We start from the raw sequence: 25,880 nt of genomic DNA, 5'->3' as shown, positions 1-25,880 counted from the left end.
GCCGCGCGGCTGCGGGGGTTCAGCCGGAGAGCCAGTCGCGGCGCGGCGGCAGCGGGTCGGCGGGTCCGGTGACGTGGGGGAGCGGGAGGCGGACGGTGAGACGGCAGCCGTGGCCGTCGGGGGCGTCGCCGATGGTGACGGTGCCGCGGTGCAGGGCGGCCTGCTGGGCGACCAGGGTCAGGCCGAGGCCGGAGCCGGGGCTGTCGTGGCGGCGGTGGAAGCGCTGGAAGACGGTGGCGCGGTCGGCGGCGGGGATGCCGGGGCCGCGGTCGTCGACGGTGAGGACGGCCCAGCCGTCCTCGGCCCGTAGGCTCAGCCGGATGTGGGCGGCCTCGCCGGGCCGGTGACCGTGCAGGGCGGCGTTGCCGAGCAGGTTGGCGAGCATGATCCGCAGCCCGGACTCCCATCCGAACACCCGGAGCCCGCCGGGGAGTTCGGCGTGGATGGTGGCGGCGGGGTGGCGCCGGGCGGCTTCGGCGACCTCGGCGTCGACCAGCTCGGCCAGGTCGGCGGAGCTGAACGCGGAGACCTCCACGAGGTCGCCCCGGGCGAGGGTGTGCAGGGCGGTGAGCAGTTCCAGCAGCCGGGCGTGGTCCTGCTGGAGTTCCTGGACGACCTCGGTGTGTTCGGCGCGCGGCAGGTCGGGGTGGGCGGCGAGGACGTCGAGGTTGGTGCGCATGCTCATCAGCGGGGTGCGCAGTTCGTGGGAGGCGGCGGAGGAGAACGACCGGGCGGTGTCCAGGGCCTGGGCGGTGCGGGCGGCCTGTTCGTCGTAGCGGGAGAGCACCAGGCCGAGGGCGGAGGCGAGTTCGTCCACCTCGACGGTGCCGGTGCGGCCGTGGGTGAAGGCGGCGGCGCCGGCGCCCGGGTCGAGGGCGGCGGCCCGGCGGCTGAGCCGCCGCAGCGGGGCGGTCCCGCGTTCGGCGACGGCGAGGGCGATCAGTCCGGAGACCGGCGCGGAGAGGAGGGCTATCAGCAGGACCCGCCGGCGGACGGCCGCCAGCTGGGGGTTGGTCGCCGGGACGGGGGCGAGCAGCCAGAGCGTGCCCGGGGCCGCGCCGTCGATCCGGACGGTGAGCACCCGCCAGGCCTGGCCGTCGCCGCGTACGGTGACGGGGCCGCCGGCCCGGGTGGGCAGCCGGGCCGGGTCGGTGGGCTGCGGGCCCATCGCGACCAGGACGTCGCCGTCCTGGGAGGAGAGCCGCACGCCGGCGTCGAGGGCCTCGTTGATGACCTTGCGCTGCTGGTTCTGCTCGGACTTGGGCCGGCCGCGGCGGTCGGCGGCGAGCATGGTGCGGACGCTCGGCAGCACGGCGGCGGCGCGGTCGGTGAGGACGGAGTCCTCCTGGCGGTGCAGGTCGCGGTTGACCAGGGGGAGCAGCAGCAGGCCGAAGGCGACCACCAGCAGCGGGACCAGGACGGTCACCCACAGGGCGATCCGGGTGGACAGCCGGATGCCGGGCCGCCTCGTGCCGCCCCGTGTCGTGCCGGGCCGCCTCATGCCCTCCCGCCGTTCGGCGGGAGCCGCAGGACGAAGCCGACCCCGCGCACGGTGTGGATGGTCCTGGGCCGGCCGCCCTCCTCCAGCTTGCGGCGCAGGTAGCTGATGAAGGTGTCGACGGCGTCGCTGCGGACCTCGAAGTCGTAGCCCCAGACCCGGTCGAGCAGCTGGTCCCGGCGGAGCACGATGCCGACGTTCCGGGCGAGGTGGGTGAGGAGTTCGAACTCGCGTCGGGTGAGGCGCAGTTCGCAGTCGTCCCAGCGGGCCTGCCGGGTGGCCGGGTCGATCGTGAGGGGGCCGACCCGCAGCAGGTCGCCGGGGGCGGCGGGGCGGCGGCGCAGCAGCGCGTGCAGCCGCAGGACGAGCTCCTCCAGGGCGAACGGCTTGACCAGGTAGTCGTCCGCGCCGGCCTGGAGGCCGGCCACCCGGTCGGCGGTCTCGTCCAGGGCGGAGAGCATCAGGACCGGGGTGTCGTCCCGGGCGGCGCGCAGGGTCCGGCAGACCTCGGTGCCGCTCAGGCCGGGCATCGACACGTCCAGCACCAGCACGTCGGCCGGCGTCTCGGCGAGCAGCCGCAGGGCGGCCCGGCCGTCCTCGGCGAGCAGCACGGTGAAGCCGCTCAGCCGCAGTCCGCGTTCCAGCGAGCGGCGGATGGCGGCGTCGTCGTCCACCACCAGGACCCGGCCGGCCGTCGCGTTCCCGTCCATCGGGGCCTCCTCCCGTCCGGGCCAGACCCTCTCATGTCCGGGTGACGGCGGGTGGACCGGGTTCCGGTCGCCGCAACCGCCGGGGGCGGGTCCGGCGTCCTGCGGGGTGAGGCGGACGGGGTTCGCTCCGCCGGACGAAGGGCAGGACAGAGGGCATGGGCATAGTCAGCTGGATCATTCTCGGCCTGGTCGCCGGGGCCATCGCGAAGTTCCTGCTGCCGGGCAAGGACCCGGGCGGCTTGATCGTCACCACCCTGATCGGCATCGCCGGCTCGTTCGTGGGCGGCTGGCTGTCCTCGAAGGTCCTGGACAAGCCGATCTCCAAGAACTTCTTCGACCTCCCCACCTGGGGGTCCGCGATCGTCGGCGCCCTGGTGCTGCTGATCGCCTATCGGATCCTGTTCGGGAAGTCGCGCGACTGACGGGGACGCGAGCGGCGGGACGCGACTGACGGGGACACCGGCGTCGGGACGCGAGCAGGGCGGGCCGGGCCGCAGCCGTACGATCGGCGGCGGCCCGGCCCGTCGTGGTGTCAGCGGGGCAGTGGCAGGCCCGGAAGTTCCTCGCGGGCGTCGAGCCAGGCGGCCGGCACCCCGGCGAGTCCGGTCCGCGCGGCGGTGACGCCGGCGGCGATGGCGCAGGTGGTGTCCATGTCGCCCCAGCCGCCGAGGGTCTGCCAGAGGGTCTCGGGCAGGGAGTCCAGCTGCCCGGCGGCGGACCAGAGGGCGAACGGCACGGTGTCCTGGGCGGACATCAGCGAGCCCGAGCCGAGGACCACGGCCGCGTGCCGCACGGACGTTCCGGCCGGGAGCCGGGCGGCCGTCCGCAGGCCCGAGCGGACCTCGCCGTCCGGCAGCCGGTCGCCGACGCGGGTGAGGAGCTCCACCCGCTCCGGGGCGGGCCCGCCGCGGCTCGCGGCGGCGAGCGCGGCCGCGAGCGCGACGGCGACCGCACCGGCCGCCGCCTCCGGGTTGAAGTGGGTGGTCAGGGCGGCCAGTTCGGCCTGCTCGGCGACGGTGTCCAGGTCGTCCGCGAACCAGGCGCCCAGCGGCGCGATCCGCATCGCCGCGCCGTTTCCGTGCGAGCCCCGGCCGCCGAACATCGACGAGGTCACCTCGCGCCAGTCGGCGCCCCGGTGGATCTCCCGCAGTACGCGGTGCATCGACGGTCCGTACTTGCGGCCGGGCTCGGCCGTGTACCCGGCGGCGAACGCGGCGGCCAGCCCGTCCTGCCGGACCTCGCCGTGCTCGGTCAGGTGCCGGAACAGGGTCAGCGCCATGGCGGTGTCGTCGGTCCAGTGCCAGGGCGCCCGGCGCGGGATCCGGGCCCGGTACTCGGCGGAGGCCTCGTCCACCCGCGGCGAGAACCAGCGGTCGCCGAAGGCGTCGCCGAGGGCCAGTCCCTGGAGACTGTCGAGCGCGGGGGTCGGGGGCGGCATGTCTTCCTCCTGGTGAGAACAACTTCCGCGGCCATTCTCGGGCCCGGCCGCCCCCGGACGCGAGGGGTTTACGCGCCCGGGGGCACCGGACCCACCCGTCCCAGGGCCGCGGGAAAGGGCGCTGACCTGGCACGTAGGGTGTCCGGCATGACCGCTGCCCACCACCACGCCTGTTCCTGCTGCGCCGAGCCGCAGGACGGGCCGCCGCTGTCGTACGGCTCCCCGGCCCCGGTGAACTGGAAGCGCCGATACGCCTGGCGGCGCGACAGCGAGCTGACCGCGGACCAGTGCGTGGTGAAGGGCCGGCACTTCTACGTCCACGGGCTGATCGAGATCCCGGTCCGCGACACCGGGGACACCTTCTCCTGGGGCGTGTGGGTCTCGCTGAGCGAGGCGAACTTCGGACGGACCTGCGACCTGTGGGAGGACCCGGCGCGCGAGCAGGAGCCCCCGTACTTCGGCTGGCTCTCGACCGAGCTGCCGGTCTACGGGGAGTCGACGCTGCTGCTGAAGACGCACGTCCACAGCCGGGCCGTCGGGGTGCGCCCGCTGATCGAGCTGGAGCCCACCGACCACCCGCTCGCGGTGGAGCAGCGCGACGGGATCACCGCCGCGCGGGTGGGCGAGCTGGCGGGGCTGCTGCTGCCCGGTTGACGCCCGGTGGGTGAGGGGTCGGTCGGGTGAGGGGTCGGTCGGGCGAGGGGCCGGTGGGGCGGGTGGGGCTCAGGCGCCCTTGAGCCCGTTCAGCAGGAGACCCCAGAGCGCCTCGAAGTCCGCCCCGGCCTGCGGCCTGGCCCACTCGGCGGCGTGCGCCGGGTTGTGGAAGTGCGCGGTGGCCTGGAAGACGGCCCGGGCGGCGGTCCGCACGTGGGTGGGGCGGAACGCACCCTGGTCGATGCCGTCGTGGATGATCTCGGCGAGCTGGCCGATCAGCGTCTCGACGTGTGCCTCGACCGTGTCGCTCAGCTCGCCGACCAGGGTCATGTAGGTGGCGAACAGCTCCGGGTCCTCCAGCGCCTTGGCGCGCTTGGCCGCGAACAGGGTGGCCAGCCAGCGGTGCAGCCGCTCGGCCGCCGGGCCGCGTTCGACGGTGATCGCCGCGAGGCTGTGGTGGGCGCGGTCCAGCCAGCGCTGGGTGACGGCCTCGCGCAGCGCCGCCTTGCTCGGGAAGTGCCGGTAGACGCTGCCGTGGCTGACGCCGAGCGCGCGGGCGATGTCGACCACGGTGGCCTTGGCCGGCCCGAACCGCCGCAGGACGTCCTCCGCCGCGCTCAGGATCTGCTCGGGGGTGAGGGTGCTCTCCGTGGCCACGGCGGGGTACGTCCTAACGTGCGGTCTTCACATGCGGTCTTCACGTGCGGTCTTCACGAGCGCCCCGCGGCGGTGATCAGTGCTCGCTGTCGAGGTGCGCCATCTGTGCGGCAGCGTACCGGTCGCCGGCCGCGGAGCCGGCGGGGACGGCCGCCTCCACGGCCGCGAGGTCGGCCGCGGACAGCTCGACCCGCAGTGAGCCGAGCGCCTCCGCGAGGCGGTCCCGGCGACGGGCGCCGACCAGCGGGACGACGTCCGTGCCGCGCGAGGCGACCCAGGCGATGGCGACCTGCGCGACGGTCGCGCCCCTGGCCTCGGCGATCGAGCGCAGGGCCTCGACCAGGCCCAGGTTGTGGGTGAGGTTATCGCCCTGGAAGCGCGGGCTGTAGCCCCGGAAGTCGCCCCCGGCGATCTCCTGGTCGCGCTGCCAGTGGCCGCTGAGCAGACCGCGGGAGAGCACGCCGTACGCGGTGACGCCGATGCCCAGCTCGCGGGCGGTCGGCAGGATCTCGCGCTCCAGGCCGCGGGAGAGCAGCGAGTACTCGATCTGCAGGTCGCTGATGGGGTGGACGGCGGCGGCCCGGCGCAGGGTGTCGGCGCCGACCTCGGAGAGGCCGATGTGGCGGACGTGGCCGGCCTTGACCAGGTCGGCGATGGCGCCGACGGTCTCCTCGACCGGGACACCGGGGTCGAGCCGGGCGGGACGGTAGACGTCGACGTAGTCGGTGCGCAGCCGGCGCAGGGTGTAGGCGAGCGCGGACTTGGTGGCGGCGGGGCTCGCGTCGTAGCCGAGCCAGGTGCCGTCCGGGCCGCGCTGGGCGCCGTACTTGACGCTGATCTCGACGGCGGCGCGGTCGCGGCCGCGCAGGGCTTCGTGCAGCAGTAGCTCGTTGTGGCCCATGCCGTAGAAGTCGCCGGTGTCGAGCAGGGTGACGCCCGAGTCGAGGGCGGCGTGGACGGTGGCGATCGACTCGGCCTCGTCGGCCGGTCCGTAGAGGTCGGACATCCCCATCAGGCCGAGGCCGAGCACGGAGGTGGTGAGGCCGGTCGTGCCGAGGGCGGTGCGGCTGGTGCGGCTGGCGGTGGTGCGGGGGGCGGTGGTCATGAAGGGGCTCCTGTGAAGGTCGGCGCGGGCAGAGTGGGGCTGACAGATATCAACTATGGCACTTGGGATGACAGATTTCAATATCTGTCATCCCAAGGTCCGACTTCGAGGCGCCGCCGGACCCGCGCCCCACCCCCGCTTCCGACTGGTACCAAAGGTGATCCCACGTCACCCATCAGGCGTGGAGTGGGCCCTGTGTAGGCCGTTCGCGCTGCTGAAGCGCCGTCGGAGGTCCATGGTGGAACCAGGTGTGATCCACCGACCGCACCCCCGCTCCGCGCCAGGCCAGGGCGCGGCTGCCTCCTGGAGGAGATCCCCCGAGGGCTGCCCCCGCCGCCGGCCGTGAAGGACGCGTGGAGTGCCGGGCCACCTCGCAGGGAGACGAACGAATCTTCTAGGCTCGCTTCTCGGCTTCCCCTGCGCCGGTGCCCGTCCGCACCGAGGTATCGAGGCCGACGTCCACGGGCCCGGCCGAGCCGGGGCCGCCGGACCTAGCGAGGAGGACGCAGTGTTGCCCAGCCCGAGGTCGCACCACCTGCCGTTGCCGAGCCAGGCGCCAAGCCGCCGCGAGCTCCCGCCCCGCCGTGCCCGCCGGGGCGGGAGCGCGGGCGCCGACGCCGCGGCGAGCCCGCTCAGTACCGTCGGCACGGGAGGTGCCCGATGAGCGCGCACACTGTCGACGCGGCCGTCACCGCCGCCCCGGCGGGCTCCGGCCCCGCGGCCGGCTCCCACCGCACCGCCGACCCGCTGCCGGGGGACGCTGCGCCCGAAGGCGACAGTACGGGCGGCGCCCCCGCCGCCCCCGCGACCGCATCCCCTGCCGCCCCGGCGACGACCCCCGCGGCCGCCGCCATCGCGGCCCTCCCCGGTCTGCCGCAGACGCTCAGCAGCCGGGCCCGCACGCTGGCCGGCGGGGTCCGCCGCCGCTGCGCCGAACTGGCCCGCATGGAGTCCCCGTCGGGTGACGCCCCCCGGCTGGACGCGCTGGCCGAGGAGCTGTCCGCCGGCTTCCGGGCGACCGGCGCGGACGTGAGACGCGAACCCGGCCCGGCCGGCGACCACCTGGTGATGGAGTGGCCCGGGCGCCGGCCCGACCTCCCGCACCTGCTGGTCGTCGGCCACCACGACACGGTGTGGCCGGTCGGCACGCTGGCGGACTGGCCGGTGGAGGAGTCCGGGGGGCTGCTCAGCGGCCCGGGCGTGCTGGACATGAAGGCGGGCCTGGCGCTGGTCGAGGGGGCGTTCGCGCTGCTCGCCGACCTCGGTCAGCGTCCGCACCGCACCGTCCGGCTGGTGGTGGTCGCGGACGAGGAGGTCGGCAGTCCGAGCGGTCGGGTCCTGGTCGAGCGGCACCTGCGGGGTGCGGCCGCCGTCCTGGGACTGGAGCCCTCGCACCCGGACGGCCGGGTGAAGACGGCCCGGCGCGGTTCCTCCCGGGTCCGGCTGACGGTGACCGGCCGGGAGGCGCATGCTGGCAACGACGCCGCGCTCGGCGTCTCGGCGGTGGACGAGCTGGTGGACCAGCTGGTCGCGGTGCGGGGCCTGGCCCGGCAGCCCGGTACCGAGCTCAACGCGGGCCGGATCACCGGCGGCACCCGGGCGAACGTGGTGGCCGGGCGGGCCGAGGCCGAGCTCGGCCTCCGGTTCGCCACCGCCGAGGCGCAGCGCAACACCCTGGACACCCTGCAGCGTCTCACCGCGTTGCGGCCGGGGGCACGGGTGCGGGCCGAAGTGATCTCCAGCCGTCCGGCCTGGCCCGAGAGGTCCGGCAACCTGCTGCTGCGACACGTGCGTTCGCTCGCCGCGGCGCTCGGTCAGCAGCTCGACGGCGCACCGGCCGGCGGCGCGGGCGACACCAACGCGGCCGGCGCCCGGGGGCTGCCCACGCTGGACGGTCTGGGCGGCGTCGGGGCCGGGGCGCACGCCCGCCACGAGCACATCCGGGTCGACCAGCTCGGCCCGCGGATCGCCCTGCTGGCGACGCTGCTGGCCGTACCGCTGCCCCGGCTGCGCGACCGGGGCTGAACCCGCCCCGGGCCGAAGCGCGCCGGTGCGAGCACACCCGGCCGGGCCCCGCCTCCGGGCCCGGCCGGGCGGAGCTCCGCGGCGCCGGCGACCCCGGCGACGCCGACAGGTCCGGCGGCCTCGCCGGCCTCGGCAACCCCGGCAATCCCTCCAGCCCCGCAGTACCGGCGACCCCGCCGGTCAGGACGCGGTGCCGTCGTCCGTCGCGGGCCAGCCTGCGTACCCCGTCGCGGCGTCCGGCAGCGGTGCGAGCGGGATGCCCGCGGGAGGCCTGGGCGGGACCAGTGCTCCGGCGACCACCAGTCCGAGTCCGACCAGGTGGAAGGACATGCTGAGTGCCGAGAGGGCGTTGACGGCCATGTAGGGGCCGAGGTCGCGGAGGAAACCGTCGAGGCCGAAGGCCGTGCCGAGGGTGAACATGAGCGGCCCCGGGGCCATGACCAGGCAACCGGCCGTCGCCAGACGGGCGTTGAGGCCCCTGCGCCGGATGAACACGGCGGCCACCACGGCGCCGGCCAGTGGTGTGAGGACCGTGACGGCGGCGATGATCATGGCGACGAGGCTGGCGGTGTCGTGGTCGGTCATGGAACTCCCGCTCTGGTGACGGTTGCGGTGATCGTGATCGTGATCGTGACGGTGATGGTGACGCCGCGGTGACGAACCGCGGTTGCGCGGCACCGGCTCGTACGGCCGGCGCACTCCGGCCAGAGGCCGCCTCCCGACCCCTTCCCGTACCGCGTCCCGCCCCTTTCCGTACCGCCTTGCGGACCGCCCCCCGGACCGCCTTCCCGGACCGCCTTGTCAAGGTGCGGCACCGGCGTCCACAATGGAACCGACCGAACGGTCAGTCGGGAGGCGGGTGCAATGACGGCGACAGAGGCGACGGGCCTGGCAGAGCCGGGTCTGGAAGCGCACTTCGACGAGGTGATCGCCGCCGAGCAGCGGATCGAGCCCCGGGACTGGATGCCGGACGCCTACCGGGCGACGCTCGTCCGGCAGATCGCGCAGCACGCCCACTCGGAGATCATCGGCATGCAGCCGGAGGGGAACTGGCTCACCCGGGCCCCCTCGCTGCGCCGCAAGGCGATCCTGCTGGCCAAGGCGCAGGACGAGGCCGGCCACGGCCTCTACCTCTACGCGGCCGCGGAGACCCTCGGCGTCGACCGCGCGGAGCTCACCGAGAAGCTGATCGCGGGCCGGCAGAAGTACTCCTCGATCTTCAACTACCCCACCCTGACCTTCGCCGACGTCGGCGTGATCGGGTGGCTGGTGGACGGCGCGGCGATCTGCAACCAGGTGCCGCTGTGCCGCTGCTCGTACGGTCCGTACGCCCGGGCGATGGTGCGGATCTGCAAGGAGGAGTCCTTCCACCAGCGGCAGGGCTACGAGCTGCTGATGTCGCTGATGCGCGGCACCGAGGCGCAGCGCCGGATGGTGCAGGACGCGGTGGACCGCTGGTGGTGGCCGTCGCTGATGATGTTCGGCCCGCCGGACGGCGACTCGCCGAACACCGCCCAGTCGATGGCCTGGCGGATCAAGCGGCACACCAACGACGAGCTGCGCCAGCGGTTCGTCGACATGACCGTGCCGCAGGCCGAGCACCTCGGCGTCACCCTCCCCGACCCGGCGCTCCGCTGGAACGAGGGGCGCGGCAGCTGGGACTTCGGCGAGCCGGACTGGTCGGAGCTCAAGCAGGTGATCAAGGGGCAGGGCCCGTGCAACGAGCAGCGCGTCGAGCGCCGCCGGGCCGCCCACGAGGACGGCGCCTGGGTCCGTGAAGCGGCCCTGGCGTACGCGGAGAAGCGGAGAGCCGAACGTGGAGCCGATCGTGACTGAGACCAGGGCCGGCTGGCCGCTCTACGAGGTGTTCGTGCGCCCCCGGCGCGGCCTCAACCACGTGCACGTCGGATCGCTGCACGCGCCCGACGACCGGATGGCGCTGCTGAACGCCCGCGACCTCTACACCCGCCGCAACGAGGGCGTCAGCCTCTGGGTGGTGCCCTCCGCCGCGATCACCGCCTCCACGCCCGACGAGCAGGACCCGTTCTTCGCGCCCAGCGGCGACAAGGTCTACCGCCACCCGACCTTCTACGACATCCCCGAGGATGTCCCGCACATCTGACGGGGGACCGCAGACCATGACCGACGACGACCACGTCTACCTGCACCTCTCCGAGGCCTCCGCGGACCCGGAGGGCGAGGCCCGCTGGGCGTACGGCACCGGCTTCGCCGACCCGCTGCTCGGCGTGGACACCGCCGTGCCGCCCGGAGTGGACGGCGCCGACCTCGCCGCGTACTGCCTGATGCTGGGTGACGACGCCCTGGTCCTCGCCCAGCGGCTGATCGAGTGGTGCACCCGGGCCCCCGAGCTGGAGGAGGAGGTGGCCCTCGCCAACCTCGGTCTCGACCTGCTCGGCCAGGCCCGTCACCTGCTCACCCGGGCCGGCCAGGCGGACGGCAGCAACCGCACCGAGGACGACCTCGCCTACTGGCGCGAGGAGCACGAGTTCCGCAACGTCCGGCTGGTCGAGGCGCCGAACGGCGACTTCGCGTACTCGGTCGCCCGGCTGCTGCTCTTCTCCACCGCCCGGCACGCGCTCTACCTGCGGCTGGCCGGCCACACGGACCCGGTGCTGGCGGCCGTCGCGGCCCGCGGTGCCAAGGAGCTCGCGTACCACCAGGAGTACGCGGCGTCCTGGACGCTGCGGCTCGGCGACGGCACCGCGCACTCCGCCGCCCGGATGCAGGCCGGGCTGGACGCCGTCTGGCCGCTGCTGGACGAGCTGTTCACCCCGCACGAGGCCGAGCTGCGGCTCGGCGTCGACCCCTCGGCGCTGCGCGAGGGCGTGCTGGCGAGCCTGGCCGCCGTGATCGGCGAGGCCTGCCTGACCGTGCCCACCACGCCGCCGCTGGCCCGGGTCGGCGGCCGGGCCGGGCGGGACGGCGTGCACACCGAGGCGCTCGGGCCGCTGCTGGCCGAGTTCCAGGTGCTGGCCCGGGCCCACCCGGGGGCGACGTGGTGACCACCGCGACCCGCGCCTGGGAGGTGGCGGCCGGCGTCCCCGACCCGGAGCTGCCCATGCTCACCCTCGCCGACCTGGGCATCCTGGCCGGGGTCGAGCAGGACGGCGACACGGTCACCGCCTGGATCACCCCGACCTACTCCGGCTGCCCGGCGGTCGCGGAGATGGCCGCCGACGTGGACGGCCGGCTGCGCGCGGCGGGTTACACCGACGTCCGGGTCCGGTTGCGGCTCGACCCGCCGTGGTCCACCGACCTGATCACCGAGGACGGCCGCCGCAAGCTCGCCGAGGCGGGCATCGCCCCGCCGCACACCGCGGCCGCCGGCCCCGGCCTGCTGCGGCTCGGCCCCACCCGGCGGGCCGCCGTCACCTGCCCCAACTGCGGCTCCGCCGACACCGAGGAGCTGTCCCGGTTCGGTTCCACCGCGTGCAAGGCGCTCTGGCGCTGCCGCGACTGCCGGGAGCCCTTCGACAGGATCAAGGAGATCTGAATGGCCGTCCGCCGACCGACGTTCCACCAGCTGCGGATCGCGGCCCTGGAACGGCTCTGCGAGGACGCGGTCGCGGTCACCTTCGAGGTGCCGGACGGTCTCGCCGAGGACTTCGCCTTCCGCCCGGGCCAGACCCTCACCCTGCGCCGGATGGTCGACGGCGCCGACGAGCGCCGCTCGTACTCGCTCTGCTCACCGGTCGGCGGCCCGCTGCGGATCGCCGTGCGGGAGGTGCCGGGCGGGCTGTTCTCGCACTGGCTGGTGCACCGGGCGCGGGTCGGTGAGCCGGTCGAGGTGCTGCCGCCCACCGGGCTGTTCAGCCCCGACCTGGCCGAGCCCGCCGAGCACGTGCTGATCGCGGCCGGCTCCGGCATCACCCCGATGCTGTCCATCGCGGGTTCCGTGCTGGAGGCCCACCCGGACTCCCGGGTCACGCTGCTCTACGGCAACCGCCGCAGCGACACCGTGATGTTCGCCGACGAGCTCGCCGACCTGAAGGACCGCCACCTGGGCCGGTTCCAGCTGCTGCACGTGCTGTCCCGGGAGAGCCGGGACGCCGAGCTGCTGAGCGGCCGTCTGGACGCCGACCGGGTCGGGGCGCTGCTCGGCGCGCTGGTCGACCTGCCCGCCGTCGGCCACTTCTGGCTCTGCGGCCCGTACGGGATGGTGGTCGGTACCAAGGAGCTGCTGGCCGAGCTCGGGGTCCCCGCGGAGCGGGTGCACCAGGAGCTCTTCCACGCCGAGGACGAGCCGGTCACCGAGCGGGTGGAGGCCGTCCCGGACGGCGAGTTGAGCGAGGTCACGCTGGTCCTGGACGGTCGCTCCTCGACCCTCTCCCTGCCCCGCGACCGCTCGCTGCTGGACGGCGCCCAGCGCTCCCGGCCCGACCTGCCGTTCGCCTGCAAGGGCGGTGTCTGCGGCACCTGCCGTGCTCTGGTGGTGGACGGCGAGGTGGACCTGCGGCGCAACTTCGCGCTGGAGGAGAAGGAGTTGGCGGCCGGCTACGTGCTGACCTGCCAGGCCCGTCCGGTGTCGGACCGGGTCACGGTGGACTACGACCGCTGAGCCGGCCGGCTCTCTCTCGCGGATCGGAACAATCATCAGCTCATATGTACACGACTGTGGTTGAGTTGATCGATCTCGTTCCGACCCGAGGGAGACCCGGATGCGCAACCACCTGGCCCGGTGCGGGGCCGCCCTGTTCGCCGTGCTGCTGGCGGCAGGCTGCGGCTCCGACCCGGCGCCCGAGAAGGACGGCCCCGGCGACTACCGCGCCAAGGACGACATCTGCGGCGTCCTGCCGTTCAAGCAGCTGGTCGACCCGCTGGGGGAGCCGTTCGGCACCGACGAGCCGTCCCATCGCAGCGCGGGCGGAGCCCCCGCGGCGAAGTGCGTCGCCTCCTTCAGCCCGCAGGGCGCCTCGCCGTATCAGCACACCGTCACCACGGTCGACGTGATCTTCCTCCCGGACACCGCGCTCGCCCGCAAGCTGCACACCTTCGACCGCACCGAGAACCAGCCCAAGTACGCCGTGGACGGCAAGGTCACCGAGGTGAAGCGGGTCGGCCGGGAGGCCTTCCGGTTCCGCAACACGGCCGGCACGGACCGCGACCCGATGTTCGAGCTGGTCACCCGTGACAGCAACGTCGAGATGACCGTGACCTTCCTGGTCTCCTTCAGCGGGACCCCAGACGACAAGGCCACCGGGACCGTCCTCGACGAGATGGACGAGTTCGCCCGGGCCTCGTTCACCGCCCTGCGCGGCTGAGGGGCCCTGCCTGGCCGACCGGCCCTGCGCGGCCGACCGGCCCGGCACGGGTGTCGGAGTCCTGCGGCATGATGACCACCGTGGATACCGAGACTCTCGTCGACGCCTGGCAGCGCCTCCTCGTCGACCCCTCCAAGTCATGGGTGCTGTTCGAGCACGGCACCTGCGTCGTGCTCCCCGAACCCGAGGGCGACCTCGCCGCCCAGGCCGCCGGGATCCTGGGGGAGTTCGGCCCGGTGCACGCCGGCTCCTCGGCGGGCGACTTCGGGGTGATCGAGGCCAAGGACGCCGACGGCTGGGTGGTCACCGGCCACCATCCGGACGTCCTCACCTACGTCGCGCCCGGCGAGCCCGATGACCGGTCGGACCTCGCCGTCGGGCTGTACGGACGCGCCAAGCGCCACCGCGACGGCACCGAACTGCACGTCGTCCACGTCGCGGACCGGCGCGGGCCCTCGGATCCCGACACCCGGGCATGACCGAACCGGACTTCGTCCGCACCACCCGCGCCTCCTACGACGCCGTCGCCGCCGCGTACGCCGACCGGTTCCGCGACGAACTGGCGGCCAAGCCGTTCGAGCGGGCCGCGCTCGCCGCCTTCGCCGAACTGGCGGCGGGCACCGGCCCGGTGGCCGACATCGGCTGCGGCACCGGGCGCGTCACCGCCCACCTGCACGGCCTCGGCCTGCCCGTGTTCGGCATCGACCTCTCGCCGGGCATGGTGGCCGTCGCCCGCGACGCCCACCCCGGCCTGCGGTTCGAGGTCGGCTCAATGCTCGCCCTCGACCTCCCGGACGCCTCCCTGGGCGGACTGATCGCCTGGTACTCGACCGTCCACGTCCCGGACGGGCAACTGCCGGACGTCCTCGCCGAGTTCCACCGCGTGCTGGCGCCGGGCGGGCACGTCCTGCTCGCCTTCCAGGTCGGCGACGAGCCCCGACACCTCGACGAGGCCCTCGGCCACCCGGTCACGCTGGACTTCCACCGCCGCCGGCCGGAGCGCGTCGCCGAACTGCTGCACCGGGCCGGCCTGCCCGTCCGCGCCCGCCTGCTGCGCGAGCCCGACGACCACGGCGACTTCACCGAGCTCACCCCGCAGGCCGTCCTGATCGCCCGCAGACCGCCGACCGGGGACGAGGCCCGCGATGCGCCCTGACGGCTCGGCAGACGCCTGGGAGCCGCTCTTCGAGCCCTCCGGGCCGGCCCCGGAGCTGCGTCGGGCCTGGCTCGACCACCTCGGCTTCAACCGGGCCGCACCCGAGGAGCTCCTGATCCGGCTGCTGGGCCTGACCTGGTGGTTCCTCCGGCGCCCGGACCTGCCGCCCCGCGTGCTCGACGCCGCCGTCGACCACCCGCAGTGGCAGGTGAGAGGCGCCCTGGCCGAGGCGGCGCAGGAGCTGACCGCCGAGCAGTGGACCAGGCTGGTACTCGCGGAGCCCGAACCCCGGCGTCGCGGCCTGCTCGTCACGCTCGCCGCGGACCGAGGTGCCGAACTGACCTCCCACGGCTACCGGCGGCTCGCCGCGGACCCGTCCCCCCTCGTCCGCTCCGAGGCCGTCCGCCTCCCGGGGATGCCCGCCCTTCCGGTGGCCGGGCTCACGGGTGCGGGCCGCGCCGCGATGCTGGTCCGACACCACCGGCAGCACCCGATGGACCGCGAGACATACCGCCGCACCGAACCCGGCGGTGCGGCGGCGGAGTCCTGCCGGCTCGACCGCGAGCTCGCCGAACACCTCGCCGCACACCACGACCCGTCTCTGCGTCGCGCGCTGGCACGCAACCCGCACCTGGACCGGGACCTGGTCGCCGCCCTGGCCGAGGACGAGGACGCCGACGTCCGCTTCGAGGTGTCCGTGCGGCCCGAACTCACCGAGCGGCAACGGGCGTCCGTCCGGTACGACTTCGCCGACGGGCGGGGCCGCCGCGACCTGCCCTGGGTCCTCGCCCTGCACCACGACCCGGAGGCCATGCGGCGGTGCGCCGCCTCCGCCCATCCGCAGCTGCGGCGCGGCGCGGCCCGGGCCCGGAACCTGCCGCCGGACGTGGTGGAACTGCTGGCCCGGGACGAGGACCGGGTCGTGCGCCTCTTCCTGGCCGAGTCCTGTGACGACGCGCCGGCCGAGCTGCTGCTGGAGGTCTGGCAGTGGTGGACCGGAAGCTTCTCGATCCCCGACCGGCCGCACGGCCACCCGAACTTCCCGCGCCGTGGCCTCCTGCGGTACGCGGACGACCCGAACCCGCGGCTGCGGCAACTGGCCCTGGACGACCCCGAGTCGACCGCCGACCTGGTCGAACTCCTCAGCCGGGACGCGGCGGACGAGGTCCGGCTGCGGGCCGCCGCCGACCCGAGACTGTCGGCCGCCTCGGCGGTCCGGCTGCTCGACGACCCGGGCTCCTCGGTGCGGTACCGGGCGGCCATGAACCCCCGCCTGCCGGCCCCGGAGCTGGTTCGGCTGCTGCTGGACCGGGACACCGCCGACGCCGCGGTACGCAACCCGGCGTTGCCGGCAGCGGTGATGCACCGGATGGTCGACGCCGGGCAGGATTGACGCGGTCGCGGGCGAGGAAGTTCTCTGGGGGCAACGCGAAGTGCCGGCGGCGCGGGCGGGCCGGGGCCGGCGACCTACCGGAGGGGGACCGGATGAGCCGCCGGACGCTCGGGCGCGCCGCCGCCGTCCTGGCGCTGCTGCTGGTCGGCGTCGGCGGACGGGACGCGGCCGCCGAGCCACCGCAGTACCTGCTGCGGGGCGGGCTCTGCGCCCGGCTGCCGCTGGGCGGGCCGGCCTCCCTGCTGGGCCCGGTCGGCACGTCCGAGGACCGGCCGGTGACGGACGCCTCCGGGGTGCTGACCCAGCTGTGCCGGGTGGAGTTCCGGGCCGGGCCGGGCTACCCGTTCCGCGGCGGTGGCGTGTCCGTGGCCGTCTCGTACCACCTCGACGCGCCGACCGCGCACGCCCGGTTCGCCTTCCTCGGGCGGGCGTCCGTGATGACGGGCGCGCCGGCCCCACCCCGGGTCGGCGGGCTCGGGGCGGAGGCCTACCGGCTCGGCGGGACGCGGGTGCCCGGGCGGCTGACCAGCGTGCTCGCCGTCCGGGACGGCAACCTCCTGCTCGACCTGGACCTCCGGGCCGGGCCCGGGGCCGCCGGCACCCAGGCGTTGCTGGACCGCGGCGCGCTGGAGTTCGCGAAGGCCGTCCTGGTCGGGCTGCGCGACTGACGGACGGTCAGTGCACCGCCAGCGCCGGCTCGCCGAGGAGGTGGACGATCTCGTTGACGGCCGCCCGTCCGGCCCGGTTGGCCCCGACGGTGCTCGCCGACGGGCCGTAGCCGACCAGGTGGATCCGGGGGTCGGCGGCGGCCCGGGTGCCCTCCATCCGGATGCCGCCGCCGGGCCCGCGTAGGCCGAGCGGCGCCAGGTGGGTGATCTCCGGACGGAAGCCGGTGGCCCAGACGACGGCGTCCACCTGCTCCTCGTGCCCGCCCCAGGCCACACCGTGCTCGGTCAGCCGGTCGAACATCGGGCGCCGCTCCAGCGCGCCCAGCTCCTGCGCCCGCCGGTACGCCACGGACGGGCCGAGCCCGGTCACGCTCACCACGCTGCGCACCGGCAGCCCCTGCCGGACGCGTTCCTCGACCTGCGCGACCACGGACCGGCCGAACTCCTCGGTGAACGGCCCGTCGTGGTAGACCGGCGGCCGCCGGGTGACCCAGACCGTCTCGGCGACGGCGGCCACCTCCGACAGCACCTGCACCGCGGACGCGCCGCCGCCGACCACCACGACCCGCTGCCCGGCGAACTCCTCCGGGCCGCGGTACTCGGCGTAGTGCAGCTGCCGCCCGGCGAAGTGCCCGGGGTAGTGCGGGAGGAAGGGCCGGCTCCAGGTGCCGGTCGCGTTGATCAGCGCCCGGGCCGACCACCGGCCGGCGTCCGACTCGACCAGCAGCCGGCCGTCCGGCAGCGGGCGCACCGCCCGGACCCGGACCGGCCGCACCACCGGCAGCGCGTGCTTCGCCTCGTACGCCGCGAAGTAGCCGGGGACCACCTCGCGGGCCGGGGCGGTCGGGTCCGGTGCGGGCAGCTCGAAGTCGGGCAGGTCGTGGAAGCCGTGCACGGTGGCCATCCGCAGCGAGGGCGCGCGGTGCGCCCAGGCGCCGCCGGGCGCCGGGTCGGCGTCCAGCACCACGAAGCCGTCGTACGGGGCGAGGCCGCGGCGCCGCAGGTGGTAGGCGGCGGACAGGCCGGCCTGGCCGGCGCCGATCACCACCACGTCGACCGGCGACGGCTCACTGGTTGCACGGTAAACAGTCACGCCGGTGAAACATCGGTGTCGGCGTGACTGTTCCCGGCCGGTCCGGGGTGCTCAGCGCGCGGTCCGCTCCACCGGGATCCACAGCGCCGCCTCCGCCTGCGCACCGTCCTCGGACAGCCGCACGCGCAGGATCTCCGGGCCCGGCCTGCTGCGGTACGGGTTGGACGGGAACCACTGGGTGAACACGTCCCGCCACAGGTGCTGGAGCGTCTGCGGGAACGGCCCGCTGCTCTCGAACACCGCCCAGTCGCCGGCCGGCACGGCGAGCGAGTCCAGGTCCTCCGGCGGCTCGGCGGCGGTCACCACGGCGTGGTAGTAGTCCAGTTCGGTGCCCTCGGCGCGGCTGTCGTCCAGGTCGTCGCTGACCGAGACGATCCCCTCCGGCTGCTGGTCCGACAGGCTCGCGATCCGCCGCACCGTCTCCTGGTCGATGCCCCTGATGAACGCGGCGATCGCCGGGTTCACCCCCTCGTGGACGAGCGGCACCCGGGCCCGCTTCCCCACCACGCGGAACGCGTCCTTCGTCACCACTCGGTACTGCATGCTGCTACTCCCTTCGACGATGAGGCGGAAGGACATCCGGGGCTGGGACCGCAGGGCCGCGCCGGTCCGCCGGGCCTCGCCCGGGCCCACGCCGTGCACGGCCCGGAACGCCCGTGCGAAGGCCTCGCCCGAGGTGTAGCCGTACCGCACCGCGACCTCCAGCAGCGTGTGCTCCCCGGCCAGCACCTCGGCGCCCGCGACGGTGAGCCGCCGGCGGCGGACGTACTCCGACAGCGGGATGCCCGCCAGCGCGGAGAACAGCCGCCGGAAGTGGTACTCCGACGTCACCGCGATCCGGGCCAGCTCGGCCACCTCGATCTGCTGGTCGAGGTGGGCCTCGATGTGCTCCATGGCCAGGTTCAGCCGCTCCAGCACCCCGGTTCTCCTTCCCTTGCGTTTCCTCACCCTAGGAAGCCCCCACCCTGCCGGACCCGACATCCTGTGCCCGCCCCGGTCGGGTCCACGGCCCGGCGGCGGGGGCGGGATGACCGTGGATCGGCTCAGCCTTGTCACAGGCGTGCAACCGCGGCAACTGATGCTCGGTCAGGTTCGTGGAGGTGGGTGACCGGCCGTTCACGGGCCGGTCGTCCGGGTACTGATCCTTGGGGGGACCACCATGAAGGCCAGCCGTCTGTTCGCTGCCGCAGCCGTCGCCGTCGCCGCGCTCGCACTCACCGCCTGCGACCCGGACGACACCTCCGGGCCCGCCACCGCCGCGTCGTCCGCGCCCGCCACCGCCACCGCCGCGGCCGCCACCGGCTCCGCCACGCCGTCGGCCCAGCCCACCGCGAGCGCCAAGCCGGGCAGCGCCAAGCCGAGCCCCGCCAAGTCGGGCGCCGCGACGCCGAAGGCGGACTGCACGGCGCAGGCCTCCAGCGTCGGCCACGTGGTCGAGGCCACCGAGAACGGCTACCTCACCAGCGTCTGGATGCGGGCCAAGGCGACCAAGGTCGTCTGCGGCCCCGACGTCCCGGACGACGGCTACTTCGAGGGCTACGGCACGCCCGCCGTCTACACCTTCAGCAACGACGTGAAGACCACGCTGCTGGTCGGCTCGACGGGCAAGCCGGTCGACCTGAACACCTTCATGGAGCACATGGACAACTGCCTGAAGAAGCCGTCGGCGGTGGCCGCGCCGTACGCCTGTTACGGCAACCAGTACGTGATCAAGGCGGACGCCAAGAACGTGATCACCAGCATCAGCGAGCTCTACCACCCCTGATCGGTGGCCGCCGCTCGCGACCTGCCCTACGCGGGGGCCTTGGCGGGAAGGTGCACCAGGCCGGCGACCGCGAAGATCATGATGGTGTCGACCGAGGGGCCGCCGCCGGCGGTGGCGGGAGGTGTGGCGGGCGCGGGGAACAGGATCCGCGGGCCGTCCCCGCCGAAGGTGACGCTCTCGCCCGGCCGGATCAGCACGCCCGCGCTGGAGAGCAGGTTCTCCGGCCCCTTCCCGGCCCGGAACGTCGACTGCCCGTCGGCCGCCGTGCTCACCTGCGCCAGGTGCTCGGGCACCGACCCCTCGTTGCGGACGGTCACCGTCAGCTCGGCCGCCCCGGAGGGCTGCGCCAGGAACGTGCCGTCGGTCAGCTCCAGATGGGCCCGGACGCTCTTCACGGTGAGGGAGCCGACGGCGGCCGAGGTCGTCCCCTCCTGGTCGCCCGACGCGGTCGCGCCGGAGGTGCAGCCCGTCAGCAGGACGAGCAGGGCCGTCGCGAGCGGGGCGGCGGCCCTGCGGGGGGAGTGGAGTGCCATGCGGGCAGTATGGGCGTGCTTACACCCGCCCGGCGCGGCAGCCCCACTCCTCGCCGGGTCAGCCGGTGCCGAGCTGGGCCGTGATCTTCGAGGAGAAGTCGCTGACCCGGGTGTAGAGACCGGGATAGCCCGGCTTGCCGCAGCCGACGCCCCACGAGGTGACCCCGGCGAGGACCCCGTCGACCACCAGCGGCGCACCGCTGTCGAACTCGCAGGTGTCGACGCCGCCGTGGGTGAAGTCGCCCGCGCAGGTGTACTGGTGGGCGTCGTACGCGGTGCCGTACGAGGTGGTGCTCGCGCACGAGGAGTCGGCGACCACCTGGGTGGTCGCGGTGCGCAGGACGCCGCCGTCGATGGCGCTGGAGGACGTGGTGCCCCAGCCCAGGATCCGGGCGCTCCGGCCGGGCTGGTAGAGGTCACCCCGGTCCGGCCCGGCGATCGGCAGGGTCGGCGCGTTGATCGGCGACTTGAGGGTCAGGACGGCGATGTCGTTGCGGTAGCCGGTCTCACCGTTGTAGGTGAAGGTGGCGTAGCCCGGGTCGCGCCAGATGTGGGTGACGCTGGTCCTGGTGCCCGACAGGGACACCATCTTGTCGCGACCGGAGATCACCTGCATCAGCCCCGGCACGTTCATGAAGGCGTCCACACAGTGCCCCGCGGTGAGGACCTTGTTCGGGGCGATCAACGTGCCGCCGCAGAAGGCGAACGGGATCACCGCGGGAGTGACCGCCACGGCCCAGGGGTAGTCCGCCGCCCGGGCCGGCTGGCCGCCCTGGACCGCTCCGGCGGGAGCGGCGACGGTGACAAGTGCCGAGCACGCCACGGCCGTTGCCGAGAGGGCCGTGATGACGCGCTTGCGTATGGCGTTGATCTGCACGACAGATCGTCTCCTTGCTGTGCAGTGAAGTTCGTGGTTCATCCAGCCGCATCGCCCCCCGCCCGGGGCAGGGGGCGCGCGGGTGTCGACAGCGTAGATGCGGCCAGGTGAGCAGAGTGTGAGCAGCTCACCGAGCCGTCCCGACGCTCCATCAGATCGCGCCGAACTCGCCGCTGGCGGCGGCTCGGACGAAGTCGGCCCAGGCGGTGGTCGGGAAGACCAGGGCGGGGCCGTCGGGGTTCTTGGAGTCGCGGACCGGGACGATTCCGGTGGCGGCGAGGTTGAGGGCGGCTTCGACGCAGTCTCCGCCGTTGCCGTCGCTGTGGCTGCTCTTGGACCACTTCGCGGCGGACAGGTCGGTGGGCTTCCGGCTCATGTTCGTCAGTCCTTCCATGGCGTGGCGGATCAACTGGACCGACTCGCCGGTCGAGAGCGCGTCGGCGCTGAGCCGATCATAGACCTGTGTGCGCCTTGAGAGTTGGTCCGGATCGTTGACGAAGTGGCCCCCCGCGATGCTCTCCGAGTAGATCCACCGAGCTCCGTCGGGCAGTGTGACGAGCGTGAACATCGTGCCGGAACGGGTGCGCTCGCCCAAGGTGAACGGGGCTACCTGCAGGGTGATGTTGGGCCGTTCAGCCACGGACAGCAGGTGGTCGAGCTGATTGGCCATCACGTCGGCCCCACCCACCTCGCGTCGGATGGCAGCCTCGTCGAGGATCATCGAGAGTGTCGGCGCGTCCGGCCCGTCGAGAAAGCGGTGCTGTCGACTCATCCTGGCCGCCACGAACTCGGCGATCTGGGTGTCGTCGGCCGTCTCGTTGTGGGCGCGGAAGAGTACCTCGGCGTACGCCGGTGTCTGCAACAGTCCCGCCACCAGGCTTACCTGGTACTGGCGCAGATGGACCGCCTCCGCCTCCATCTCCGCGTACCGCCGGAACCAGTCCGGGTGTTCGACCTCCGCGTACCAGGCGACCTCGTCCCAGGCGCGGGCCAGCCGGCCGCCCGTGCCGAGGACGGCGTCGCATCTCTCGGCGAAGTCGCGTTGGGGCACCCGGTCGCCGCTCTCCAGGCGGGAGATGAAGGACGGGTGGCACGGCACCTGCCGGGCGAGCGCGCTGGCCGTCACGCCCGCGGAGGTCCGCAGGTCGGTGAGCAGCCACATGAACGCTTTCGGGGCCAACGCCCCGTGCGGCCTTGCCGGTCGACGGTTTCCCACAGCGCAGCACCCCCAGCCGGGCGGATCCGGGCGATCGGCCCTCCCCGCTCACGCTACTACCGCGCGTGAGCGGTTCGTGGCCGAATGTGACGCCTCATCGGGCCGTCCCCGCCCCGACCAGGGGTTTCGCGGTTGTGCCGGTTCCGGCTGTCACAACTCAGGCGACCGAAACCCGTTGTCGGGGCGCCGTCCGGCGGGTGCGGCCGTGGAGCGCGGCGTGCAGGGTGGGGGCGAGGATGCGGTGGACGTCGGCGGTGGCCAGGCGGGCGCTGGTGGGCAGCGGGTTGAGGTAGCGGGTGAAGATGAGGCCGCCGATCACGGTGACCACGGCGGTGGCGCGTTCGGTCGCCTCGGGGCCGCCGAGATATTCAGCGATCCGGCCGAGCACCTCGCCTTCGAGGTACTCCCGGAGGACCTCCATGACGTCCCCGTCCCGGCCGGACATCTGCTGGAACTCGGGGTCGTCCCAGAGGTCCGTGACGGCCTTCAGCAGTCGGGCCGGGAGCCCGTCGGGCGGGCCCTCCAGGGCTGCCGCCAGCGCGAACGAGTGTGCGCACTGGAGCTGCATCACCTCGCCGAAAAGCCCCTTCTTGGAGCCGAAGTGGTAGCTGACCACGGCCTGGTCGACGCCGACCTCCGCCGCCACCGCTCTGAGGGTGGTGCCCCGGTAGCCGCGGGCCAGGAACATGGCTCTGGCGGCCTCGGTGATGCGGGCGCGGGTGGGTGGATTGCCGGGCGGGCGTCCTCGTAACTTATTCATCGCCGTTGAACCTCCCCCGTGCCGGCGCGCAGTGTCAAGGCCGGCGGGCCGGAACGTCCGGTCCCGGACGGGGAGTCGACGGATGCGAGTGGTGGTTTTCGGGGCCAGTGGCCCGACGGGTCGTCAGGTGGTCGAGCAGGCGCTCGCGGAGGGGCACGAGGTGACGGCGGTGACCCGCCGTCCGGAGGGTGTCGCCCCGCGGGCGGGGGTGGCCGTGGTGGGTGCGGACGTCGCCGATCCGGCGGCGGTGGACGCGGCGGTCGCCGGTCACGACGCCGTGCTGTCGGTGCTGGGGGTGCCGTTCGGCCCGGCGCCGGTCACGGTGTACTCGCAGGGTGTGGCCAACATCCTCGCGGCGATGGAGCGGCACGGTGTGCGTCGGCTGGTTGCGGTCAGTTCCAGCGTCACCGACCCGCTGTGGCGGCCGAGCGGCGAGTTCTTCTTCAACCACGTGATGGATCCGCTGGTGAACCGGCGGCTGGGCCGCACCCTGCACGAGGACATGCGGCGGATGGAGGCCGTGGTCCGGGCGAGCGGTGTGGACTGGACGATCGTCCGGCCGTCCGGGCTGTTCGACCACCCGGCGCCGACGGGTTACCGGGTCGCCGAGGACCGGGCCGACGGACTGTTCACGGCCCGTGCGGACCTGGCGGCCGCGATGCTGGCCCAGCTCCGGGACGACCGGTACGTCCGCAGGGCGATGGCGGTGATCACCACCGACGTGCGGCCGAGCATCCTCGGGCTGATCTGGCGGGAGGCGGTCACGAAGAAGGGGCGGTGAAGGCGGCGAGGGCCCGTTCGACCGCGCCGAAGGTGCGTCGGGTGAAGCCGGGGTGGTCGGCGGCGACCGCCTCGGCGGGGTCGCCGGCCAGCAGGCGGCGGGCGTTGCCGGTGAAGACGGTGCGCAGCGCGGTGACGGCGAGGGCGGCGGTGAAGCGGGCCGTCGGCTCGTCCCGGCCCTCGGCGAGCAGCAGGCCGGCGAGGTGCTCCTCCAGGGCCTCCACCGACTCGCGGGCGTAGGCGCGCAGGGCGGGGGAGGCGAGCACGGTGCGCCAGAAGGCGGGGTGCCGGGCGCCGATGGCCGCGAAGGGGTGGTCCTGTTCGGCGAGGCGGAGCATCAGATCGCGCAGGGCGGGCAGCACGTCCTGGCCCGCGGGCCGGTCGCCGACGGTGCGGTCGAGCAGGGTGAGTGCCTCCGGGACGCGGTCCAGGAAGAGCTCCTCCTTGCGGGGGAAGTAGTTGAACACCGTCATCTTCGAGACCTCGGCGGCCTCGGCGACCTCGGCCACCGGGACCTCGTCGAAGCCGCGGGCGACGAAGAGCGCGGTGGCGACGGCCGAGATGCGCTGGCGGGTCTGCTGCTTCTTGCGCTCGCGCAGCGGGAGGTCGTCGAGGTCCATGCGGGAAAGTGTAGCGAACCAAAACTTTTACCGGGTACATTCTTTTCCCATGGACATGGACACTGATGTGGTCGTCGTGGGGGCGGGTCCGGTCGGGCTGCTCCTCGGATGCGAACTCAAACTGGCGGGCGCCCACCCGCTGATCGTGGAACGGCTGGCCGCGCCGGACCCGACCGTCAAGGCCGGCTCCGTCAACGTCGCCAGCGCCCGGGCGCTGGACCGGCGCGGACTGCTCCCGCAGTTGCAGGCCGCCCAGGAACAACTACTCGCCCAGGTGAGGGAGTTCATCCGTCAGCAGGGCGGCGGGGACGGAGGCGGTGCCACCCGGCTGCCGCGGTTCGCCGCGCACTTCGGCGGGATCACCATCGACGGCACCCGGATCGACACCGACGACCCGGCCCTCGCCGACCTCGGCCCGGCCGGCGAGGTGCTCGCGGTCTCCCAACAGGCCGTCGAGGCGATGCTCGCGGCATGGGCGGCCGAACTCGGCGTGGAGGTCCGGCGCGGCGTCACCGTCACCGGCTTCGAGCAGGACGAGGAGGGCGTCACCGTCCGGCTCGCCGGCGGGGACGAGCTGCGGACCGGCTGGCTGGTCGGCGCCGACGGCGGCCGCAGTACCGTCCGCAAGCTCGCCGGCTTCGCCTTCCCCGGCACGGACCCGGAGATCACCGGCCACCAGGCGATGGTCGACCTGGAGGGCGGGGAGAAGCTCGGCCGCGGCTGGCAGGCCACCGACACCGGGGTGTTCGTCAACGGACCGATGCCCGGCCGGATCCTCACCGTGCAGTTCGACGGCCCGCCCGCCGACCGGGACGCCCCGATCACGGCCGAGGAACTGACCGCCGCGCTGCGCCGGGTGACCGGCGAGGACGTGACCGTGACGGCCGTGCGTTCGGCGACCCGCTTCACCGACAACGCGCGCCTCGCCGAGGACTACCGGCGCGGCCGGGTGCTGCTCGCCGGGGACGCCGCCCACGTCCACTCGCCGTTCGGCGGCCAGGGGCTCAACCTCGGCCTCGGCGACGCCGCCAACCTCGGCTGGAAGCTGGCCGCCGTGGTGCGCGGCACCGCCCCCGACGGGCTGCTCGACAGCTACACCGCCGAGCGCCGCCCGGTCGCCGCACAGGTCCTCGACTGGACCAGGGCCCAGGTCGCGCTGATGCGCCCGCGCCCCTACGAGCGGGCCCTGCGGTCGGTCGTCGCCGACCTGCTGGCCGGGACGGACGGCAGCACCCACATGGCGCGCAAACTCTCCGGGGTGCTCCAGCGGATCGGCCCGGCCGACGGCCACCCGCTGGTCGGGTCCGCCGCACCCGAGCTGTTCCTCGCCGACGGCAGCCGGCTGGCCGACCACTTCCACACCGGTGGCGGCCTGTTGCTGCGGCTGTCGCCGCAGGCGCCGGACGTCGAGGGCTACGCCGACCGCGTCCGGACGGTCACGGCGTCCTGCCCCGGCCGGCCAGGGACGGCCGCGCTGCTGGTGCGCCCGGACGGCTTCGTGGTCTGGGCGAGCGACCTCGCCGACGGCACGGCGGACGGCCTGTCCGAGGCGCTCACCACCTGGTTCGGCGCCCCCGCGGCGGCCTGAACGGCGCCCCCGACAGCGGACCGGGTGCCGGCGGGGACTCACGCCCCCGCCGGCACCCGGCC

At 74.3% G+C, this 25,880-nt stretch carries 29 protein-coding genes; 16 read left to right on the top strand and 13 right to left on the bottom strand.

Going from position 1 to position 25,880, the window contains the following annotated elements:
* Nucleotides 1–19 precede the first annotated feature (19 nt).
* Both ACIOFR_RS05490 and ACIOFR_RS05485 read right to left on the bottom strand, forming a co-directional pair.
* The gene (locus ACIOFR_RS05490) at nucleotides 20–1,426 is read right to left on the bottom strand and encodes a sensor histidine kinase (RefSeq protein WP_400992670.1); all 1,407 of its coding nucleotides are present in this window, start codon (nucleotides 1,424–1,426) and stop codon (nucleotides 20–22) included.
* Nucleotides 1,427–1,497: 71 nt separating this feature from the next.
* Nucleotides 1,498–2,208 carry a response regulator transcription factor gene (locus ACIOFR_RS05485; protein WP_400992668.1) on the bottom strand — a complete coding sequence of 237 codons (711 nt, stop codon included), beginning with the start codon at nucleotides 2,206–2,208 and terminating at the stop codon, nucleotides 1,498–1,500.
* Nucleotides 2,209–2,363: 155 nt separating this feature from the next.
* Here ACIOFR_RS05485 and ACIOFR_RS05480 point away from each other — a divergent pair, with 155 nt between their 5' ends.
* Nucleotides 2,364–2,630, top strand: coding sequence for a GlsB/YeaQ/YmgE family stress response membrane protein (locus ACIOFR_RS05480; protein ID WP_400992666.1), 267 nt, complete (start codon nucleotides 2,364–2,366; stop codon nucleotides 2,628–2,630).
* Between the two features lie 110 nt (nucleotides 2,631–2,740).
* Here ACIOFR_RS05480 and ACIOFR_RS05475 read toward each other — a convergent pair whose 3' ends face one another.
* Nucleotides 2,741–3,646: an ADP-ribosylglycohydrolase family protein gene (locus ACIOFR_RS05475; protein WP_400992664.1), complete on the bottom strand. Its 906-nt coding sequence runs from the start codon at nucleotides 3,644–3,646 to the stop codon at nucleotides 2,741–2,743.
* A gap of 147 nt (nucleotides 3,647–3,793) precedes the next feature.
* Here ACIOFR_RS05475 and ACIOFR_RS05470 point away from each other — a divergent pair, with 147 nt between their 5' ends.
* A complete protein-coding gene (locus tag ACIOFR_RS05470; RefSeq protein WP_400992662.1) occupies nucleotides 3,794–4,300 on the top strand; it encodes a DUF2199 domain-containing protein in 507 nt (168 codons plus the stop codon).
* Nucleotides 4,301–4,369: 69 nt separating this feature from the next.
* Here the strand turns inward: ACIOFR_RS05470 and ACIOFR_RS05465 are convergent, their stop codons facing one another.
* Complete coding sequence (locus ACIOFR_RS05465) at nucleotides 4,370–4,957, bottom strand: TetR family transcriptional regulator (protein WP_400992660.1); 588 nt, start codon at nucleotides 4,955–4,957, stop codon at nucleotides 4,370–4,372.
* A gap of 76 nt (nucleotides 4,958–5,033) precedes the next feature.
* Complete coding sequence (locus ACIOFR_RS05460) at nucleotides 5,034–6,062, bottom strand: aldo/keto reductase (protein WP_400992658.1); 1,029 nt, start codon at nucleotides 6,060–6,062, stop codon at nucleotides 5,034–5,036.
* 660 nt (nucleotides 6,063–6,722) lie between these two features.
* Here ACIOFR_RS05460 and ACIOFR_RS05455 point away from each other — a divergent pair.
* Complete coding sequence (locus ACIOFR_RS05455) at nucleotides 6,723–8,087, top strand: M20 family metallopeptidase (RefSeq protein WP_400992657.1); 1,365 nt, start codon at nucleotides 6,723–6,725, stop codon at nucleotides 8,085–8,087.
* A gap of 180 nt (nucleotides 8,088–8,267) precedes the next feature.
* Here ACIOFR_RS05455 and ACIOFR_RS05450 read toward each other — a convergent pair whose 3' ends face one another.
* Nucleotides 8,268–8,672, bottom strand: coding sequence for a hypothetical protein (locus ACIOFR_RS05450; RefSeq protein WP_400992655.1), 405 nt, complete (start codon nucleotides 8,670–8,672; stop codon nucleotides 8,268–8,270).
* Between the two features lie 279 nt (nucleotides 8,673–8,951).
* On the opposite strand from ACIOFR_RS05450, the gene paaA reads away from it, so the two are divergent.
* The 10 genes from paaA (at nucleotide 8,952) to ACIOFR_RS05400 (ending at nucleotide 16,586) form a co-directional block, all read left to right on the top strand.
* Nucleotides 8,952–9,923: a 1,2-phenylacetyl-CoA epoxidase subunit PaaA gene (gene paaA, locus ACIOFR_RS05445; RefSeq protein ID WP_400992653.1), complete on the top strand. Its 972-nt coding sequence runs from the start codon at nucleotides 8,952–8,954 to the stop codon at nucleotides 9,921–9,923.
* Nucleotides 9,916–10,209, top strand: a complete 294-nt coding sequence (gene paaB / locus ACIOFR_RS05440) for a 1,2-phenylacetyl-CoA epoxidase subunit PaaB (protein ID WP_400992651.1) — start codon at nucleotides 9,916–9,918, stop codon at nucleotides 10,207–10,209. Before paaA ends, paaB begins: the two co-directional genes overlap by 8 nt.
* A 16-nt stretch (nucleotides 10,210–10,225) precedes the next feature.
* A complete protein-coding gene (gene paaC, locus ACIOFR_RS05435) occupies nucleotides 10,226–11,110 on the top strand; it encodes a 1,2-phenylacetyl-CoA epoxidase subunit PaaC (protein ID WP_400992649.1) in 885 nt (294 codons plus the stop codon).
* Entirely contained in the window at nucleotides 11,104–11,601 is a 498-nt protein-coding gene (gene paaD, locus ACIOFR_RS05430) for a 1,2-phenylacetyl-CoA epoxidase subunit PaaD (RefSeq protein ID WP_400992647.1), read from the top strand. Before paaC ends, paaD begins: the two co-directional genes overlap by 7 nt.
* Nucleotides 11,602–12,666, top strand: coding sequence for a 1,2-phenylacetyl-CoA epoxidase subunit PaaE (paaE, locus tag ACIOFR_RS05425; protein WP_400992645.1), 1,065 nt, complete (start codon nucleotides 11,602–11,604; stop codon nucleotides 12,664–12,666). It begins immediately after the preceding gene.
* Between the two features lie 100 nt (nucleotides 12,667–12,766).
* Entirely contained in the window at nucleotides 12,767–13,369 is a 603-nt protein-coding gene (locus ACIOFR_RS05420) for a hypothetical protein (RefSeq protein ID WP_400992644.1), read from the top strand.
* 71 nt (nucleotides 13,370–13,440) lie between these two features.
* Nucleotides 13,441–13,848 (top strand): hypothetical protein, encoded by a 408-nt coding sequence (locus ACIOFR_RS05415; protein WP_400992642.1) that lies wholly within the window; start codon nucleotides 13,441–13,443, stop codon nucleotides 13,846–13,848.
* Nucleotides 13,845–14,525 carry a class I SAM-dependent methyltransferase gene (locus ACIOFR_RS05410; protein WP_400992641.1) on the top strand — a complete coding sequence of 227 codons (681 nt, stop codon included), beginning with the start codon at nucleotides 13,845–13,847 and terminating at the stop codon, nucleotides 14,523–14,525. The genes ACIOFR_RS05415 and ACIOFR_RS05410 overlap by 4 nt, the downstream gene beginning before the upstream one ends.
* Complete coding sequence (locus ACIOFR_RS05405; RefSeq protein ID WP_400992639.1) at nucleotides 14,515–15,918, top strand: PE-PGRS family protein; 1,404 nt, start codon at nucleotides 14,515–14,517, stop codon at nucleotides 15,916–15,918. The genes ACIOFR_RS05410 and ACIOFR_RS05405 overlap by 11 nt, the downstream gene beginning before the upstream one ends.
* Before the next feature lie 92 nt (nucleotides 15,919–16,010).
* Nucleotides 16,011–16,586: a hypothetical protein gene (locus ACIOFR_RS05400; protein ID WP_400992637.1), complete on the top strand. Its 576-nt coding sequence runs from the start codon at nucleotides 16,011–16,013 to the stop codon at nucleotides 16,584–16,586.
* A 7-nt stretch (nucleotides 16,587–16,593) separates the two neighbouring features.
* On the opposite strand, the gene ACIOFR_RS05395 is transcribed toward ACIOFR_RS05400, so the two are convergent.
* Nucleotides 16,594–17,679, bottom strand: a complete 1,086-nt coding sequence (locus ACIOFR_RS05395; protein ID WP_400992635.1) for an FAD-dependent oxidoreductase — start codon at nucleotides 17,677–17,679, stop codon at nucleotides 16,594–16,596.
* A 51-nt stretch (nucleotides 17,680–17,730) separates the two neighbouring features.
* The gene (locus ACIOFR_RS05390) at nucleotides 17,731–18,597 is read right to left on the bottom strand and encodes a GyrI-like domain-containing protein (RefSeq protein WP_400992633.1); all 867 of its coding nucleotides are present in this window, start codon (nucleotides 18,595–18,597) and stop codon (nucleotides 17,731–17,733) included.
* 241 nt (nucleotides 18,598–18,838) lie between these two features.
* Between ACIOFR_RS05390 and ACIOFR_RS05385 the strand changes: the two genes are divergently transcribed.
* Complete coding sequence (locus tag ACIOFR_RS05385) at nucleotides 18,839–19,444, top strand: hypothetical protein (RefSeq protein ID WP_400992631.1); 606 nt, start codon at nucleotides 18,839–18,841, stop codon at nucleotides 19,442–19,444.
* 26 nt (nucleotides 19,445–19,470) lie between these two features.
* On the opposite strand, the gene ACIOFR_RS05380 is transcribed toward ACIOFR_RS05385, so the two are convergent.
* The 4 genes from ACIOFR_RS05380 to ACIOFR_RS05365 all read right to left on the bottom strand — a co-directional run bounded on the left by ACIOFR_RS05380 (nucleotide 19,471) and on the right by ACIOFR_RS05365 (nucleotide 22,830).
* Nucleotides 19,471–19,977 (bottom strand): hypothetical protein, encoded by a 507-nt coding sequence (locus tag ACIOFR_RS05380; protein ID WP_400992629.1) that lies wholly within the window; start codon nucleotides 19,975–19,977, stop codon nucleotides 19,471–19,473.
* Between the two features lie 58 nt (nucleotides 19,978–20,035).
* On the bottom strand, nucleotides 20,036–20,854 hold the full coding sequence (locus ACIOFR_RS05375; RefSeq protein WP_400992628.1) for a S1 family peptidase: 819 nt from the start codon (nucleotides 20,852–20,854) through the stop codon (nucleotides 20,036–20,038).
* A gap of 151 nt (nucleotides 20,855–21,005) precedes the next feature.
* Nucleotides 21,006–22,016, bottom strand: a complete 1,011-nt coding sequence (locus ACIOFR_RS05370) for a Scr1 family TA system antitoxin-like transcriptional regulator (protein ID WP_400992627.1) — start codon at nucleotides 22,014–22,016, stop codon at nucleotides 21,006–21,008.
* A 211-nt stretch (nucleotides 22,017–22,227) separates the two neighbouring features.
* Nucleotides 22,228–22,830 (bottom strand): TetR/AcrR family transcriptional regulator, encoded by a 603-nt coding sequence (locus ACIOFR_RS05365; RefSeq protein ID WP_400992626.1) that lies wholly within the window; start codon nucleotides 22,828–22,830, stop codon nucleotides 22,228–22,230.
* A gap of 82 nt (nucleotides 22,831–22,912) precedes the next feature.
* On the opposite strand from ACIOFR_RS05365, the gene ACIOFR_RS05360 reads away from it, so the two are divergent.
* Nucleotides 22,913–23,611, top strand: a complete 699-nt coding sequence (locus ACIOFR_RS05360; RefSeq protein WP_400992624.1) for an NAD(P)-dependent oxidoreductase — start codon at nucleotides 22,913–22,915, stop codon at nucleotides 23,609–23,611.
* Here ACIOFR_RS05360 and ACIOFR_RS05355 read toward each other — a convergent pair.
* Nucleotides 23,592–24,230 (bottom strand): TetR/AcrR family transcriptional regulator, encoded by a 639-nt coding sequence (locus ACIOFR_RS05355; protein ID WP_400992622.1) that lies wholly within the window; start codon nucleotides 24,228–24,230, stop codon nucleotides 23,592–23,594. The genes ACIOFR_RS05360 and ACIOFR_RS05355 overlap by 20 nt on opposite strands.
* Nucleotides 24,231–24,279: 49 nt before the next feature.
* Between ACIOFR_RS05355 and ACIOFR_RS05350 the strand changes: the two genes are divergently transcribed.
* The gene (locus ACIOFR_RS05350) at nucleotides 24,280–25,818 is read left to right on the top strand and encodes an FAD-dependent monooxygenase (protein ID WP_400992620.1); all 1,539 of its coding nucleotides are present in this window, start codon (nucleotides 24,280–24,282) and stop codon (nucleotides 25,816–25,818) included.
* Nucleotides 25,819–25,880 lie beyond the last annotated feature (62 nt).

The sequence above is a fragment of the Kitasatospora sp. NPDC088346 genome (assembly GCF_044740765.1).
In the GTDB taxonomy this organism is placed as follows: domain Bacteria; phylum Actinomycetota; class Actinomycetes; order Streptomycetales; family Streptomycetaceae; genus Kitasatospora.
Note: the sequence above shows the minus strand (reverse complement) of the source record. Positions and strands in the feature narration are given on the sequence as shown.

Bases quoted from the DNA above. Each gene is read 5' to 3' on its own strand.
- ACIOFR_RS05485 (WP_400992668.1), bottom strand. From the start codon at position 2,208: ATGGACGGGAACGCGACGGCCGGCCGGGTCCTGGTGGTGGACGACGAC.
- ACIOFR_RS05480 (WP_400992666.1), top strand. From the start codon at position 2,364: ATGGGCATAGTCAGCTGGATCATTCTCGGCCTGGTCGCCGGGGCCATC.
- ACIOFR_RS05475 (WP_400992664.1), bottom strand. From the start codon at position 3,646: ATGCCGCCCCCGACCCCCGCGCTCGACAGTCTCCAGGGACTGGCCCTC.
- ACIOFR_RS05470 (WP_400992662.1), top strand. From the start codon at position 3,794: ATGACCGCTGCCCACCACCACGCCTGTTCCTGCTGCGCCGAGCCGCAG.
- ACIOFR_RS05460 (WP_400992658.1), bottom strand. From the start codon at position 6,062: ATGACCACCGCCCCCCGCACCACCGCCAGCCGCACCAGCCGCACCGCC.
- ACIOFR_RS05455 (WP_400992657.1), top strand. From the start codon at position 6,723: ATGAGCGCGCACACTGTCGACGCGGCCGTCACCGCCGCCCCGGCGGGC.
- ACIOFR_RS05450 (WP_400992655.1), bottom strand. From the start codon at position 8,672: ATGACCGACCACGACACCGCCAGCCTCGTCGCCATGATCATCGCCGCC.
- paaA (WP_400992653.1), top strand. From the start codon at position 8,952: ATGACGGCGACAGAGGCGACGGGCCTGGCAGAGCCGGGTCTGGAAGCG.
- paaC (WP_400992649.1), top strand. From the start codon at position 10,226: ATGACCGACGACGACCACGTCTACCTGCACCTCTCCGAGGCCTCCGCG.
- paaE (WP_400992645.1), top strand. From the start codon at position 11,602: ATGGCCGTCCGCCGACCGACGTTCCACCAGCTGCGGATCGCGGCCCTG.
- ACIOFR_RS05420 (WP_400992644.1), top strand. From the start codon at position 12,767: ATGCGCAACCACCTGGCCCGGTGCGGGGCCGCCCTGTTCGCCGTGCTG.
- ACIOFR_RS05415 (WP_400992642.1), top strand. From the start codon at position 13,441: ATGACCACCGTGGATACCGAGACTCTCGTCGACGCCTGGCAGCGCCTC.
- ACIOFR_RS05410 (WP_400992641.1), top strand. From the start codon at position 13,845: ATGACCGAACCGGACTTCGTCCGCACCACCCGCGCCTCCTACGACGCC.
- ACIOFR_RS05405 (WP_400992639.1), top strand. From the start codon at position 14,515: ATGCGCCCTGACGGCTCGGCAGACGCCTGGGAGCCGCTCTTCGAGCCC.
- ACIOFR_RS05400 (WP_400992637.1), top strand. From the start codon at position 16,011: ATGAGCCGCCGGACGCTCGGGCGCGCCGCCGCCGTCCTGGCGCTGCTG.
- ACIOFR_RS05385 (WP_400992631.1), top strand. From the start codon at position 18,839: ATGAAGGCCAGCCGTCTGTTCGCTGCCGCAGCCGTCGCCGTCGCCGCG.
- ACIOFR_RS05380 (WP_400992629.1), bottom strand. From the start codon at position 19,977: ATGGCACTCCACTCCCCCCGCAGGGCCGCCGCCCCGCTCGCGACGGCC.
- ACIOFR_RS05370 (WP_400992627.1), bottom strand. From the start codon at position 22,016: ATGTGGCTGCTCACCGACCTGCGGACCTCCGCGGGCGTGACGGCCAGC.
- ACIOFR_RS05365 (WP_400992626.1), bottom strand. From the start codon at position 22,830: ATGAATAAGTTACGAGGACGCCCGCCCGGCAATCCACCCACCCGCGCC.
- ACIOFR_RS05360 (WP_400992624.1), top strand. From the start codon at position 22,913: ATGCGAGTGGTGGTTTTCGGGGCCAGTGGCCCGACGGGTCGTCAGGTG.
- ACIOFR_RS05355 (WP_400992622.1), bottom strand. From the start codon at position 24,230: ATGGACCTCGACGACCTCCCGCTGCGCGAGCGCAAGAAGCAGCAGACC.
- ACIOFR_RS05350 (WP_400992620.1), top strand. From the start codon at position 24,280: ATGGACATGGACACTGATGTGGTCGTCGTGGGGGCGGGTCCGGTCGGG.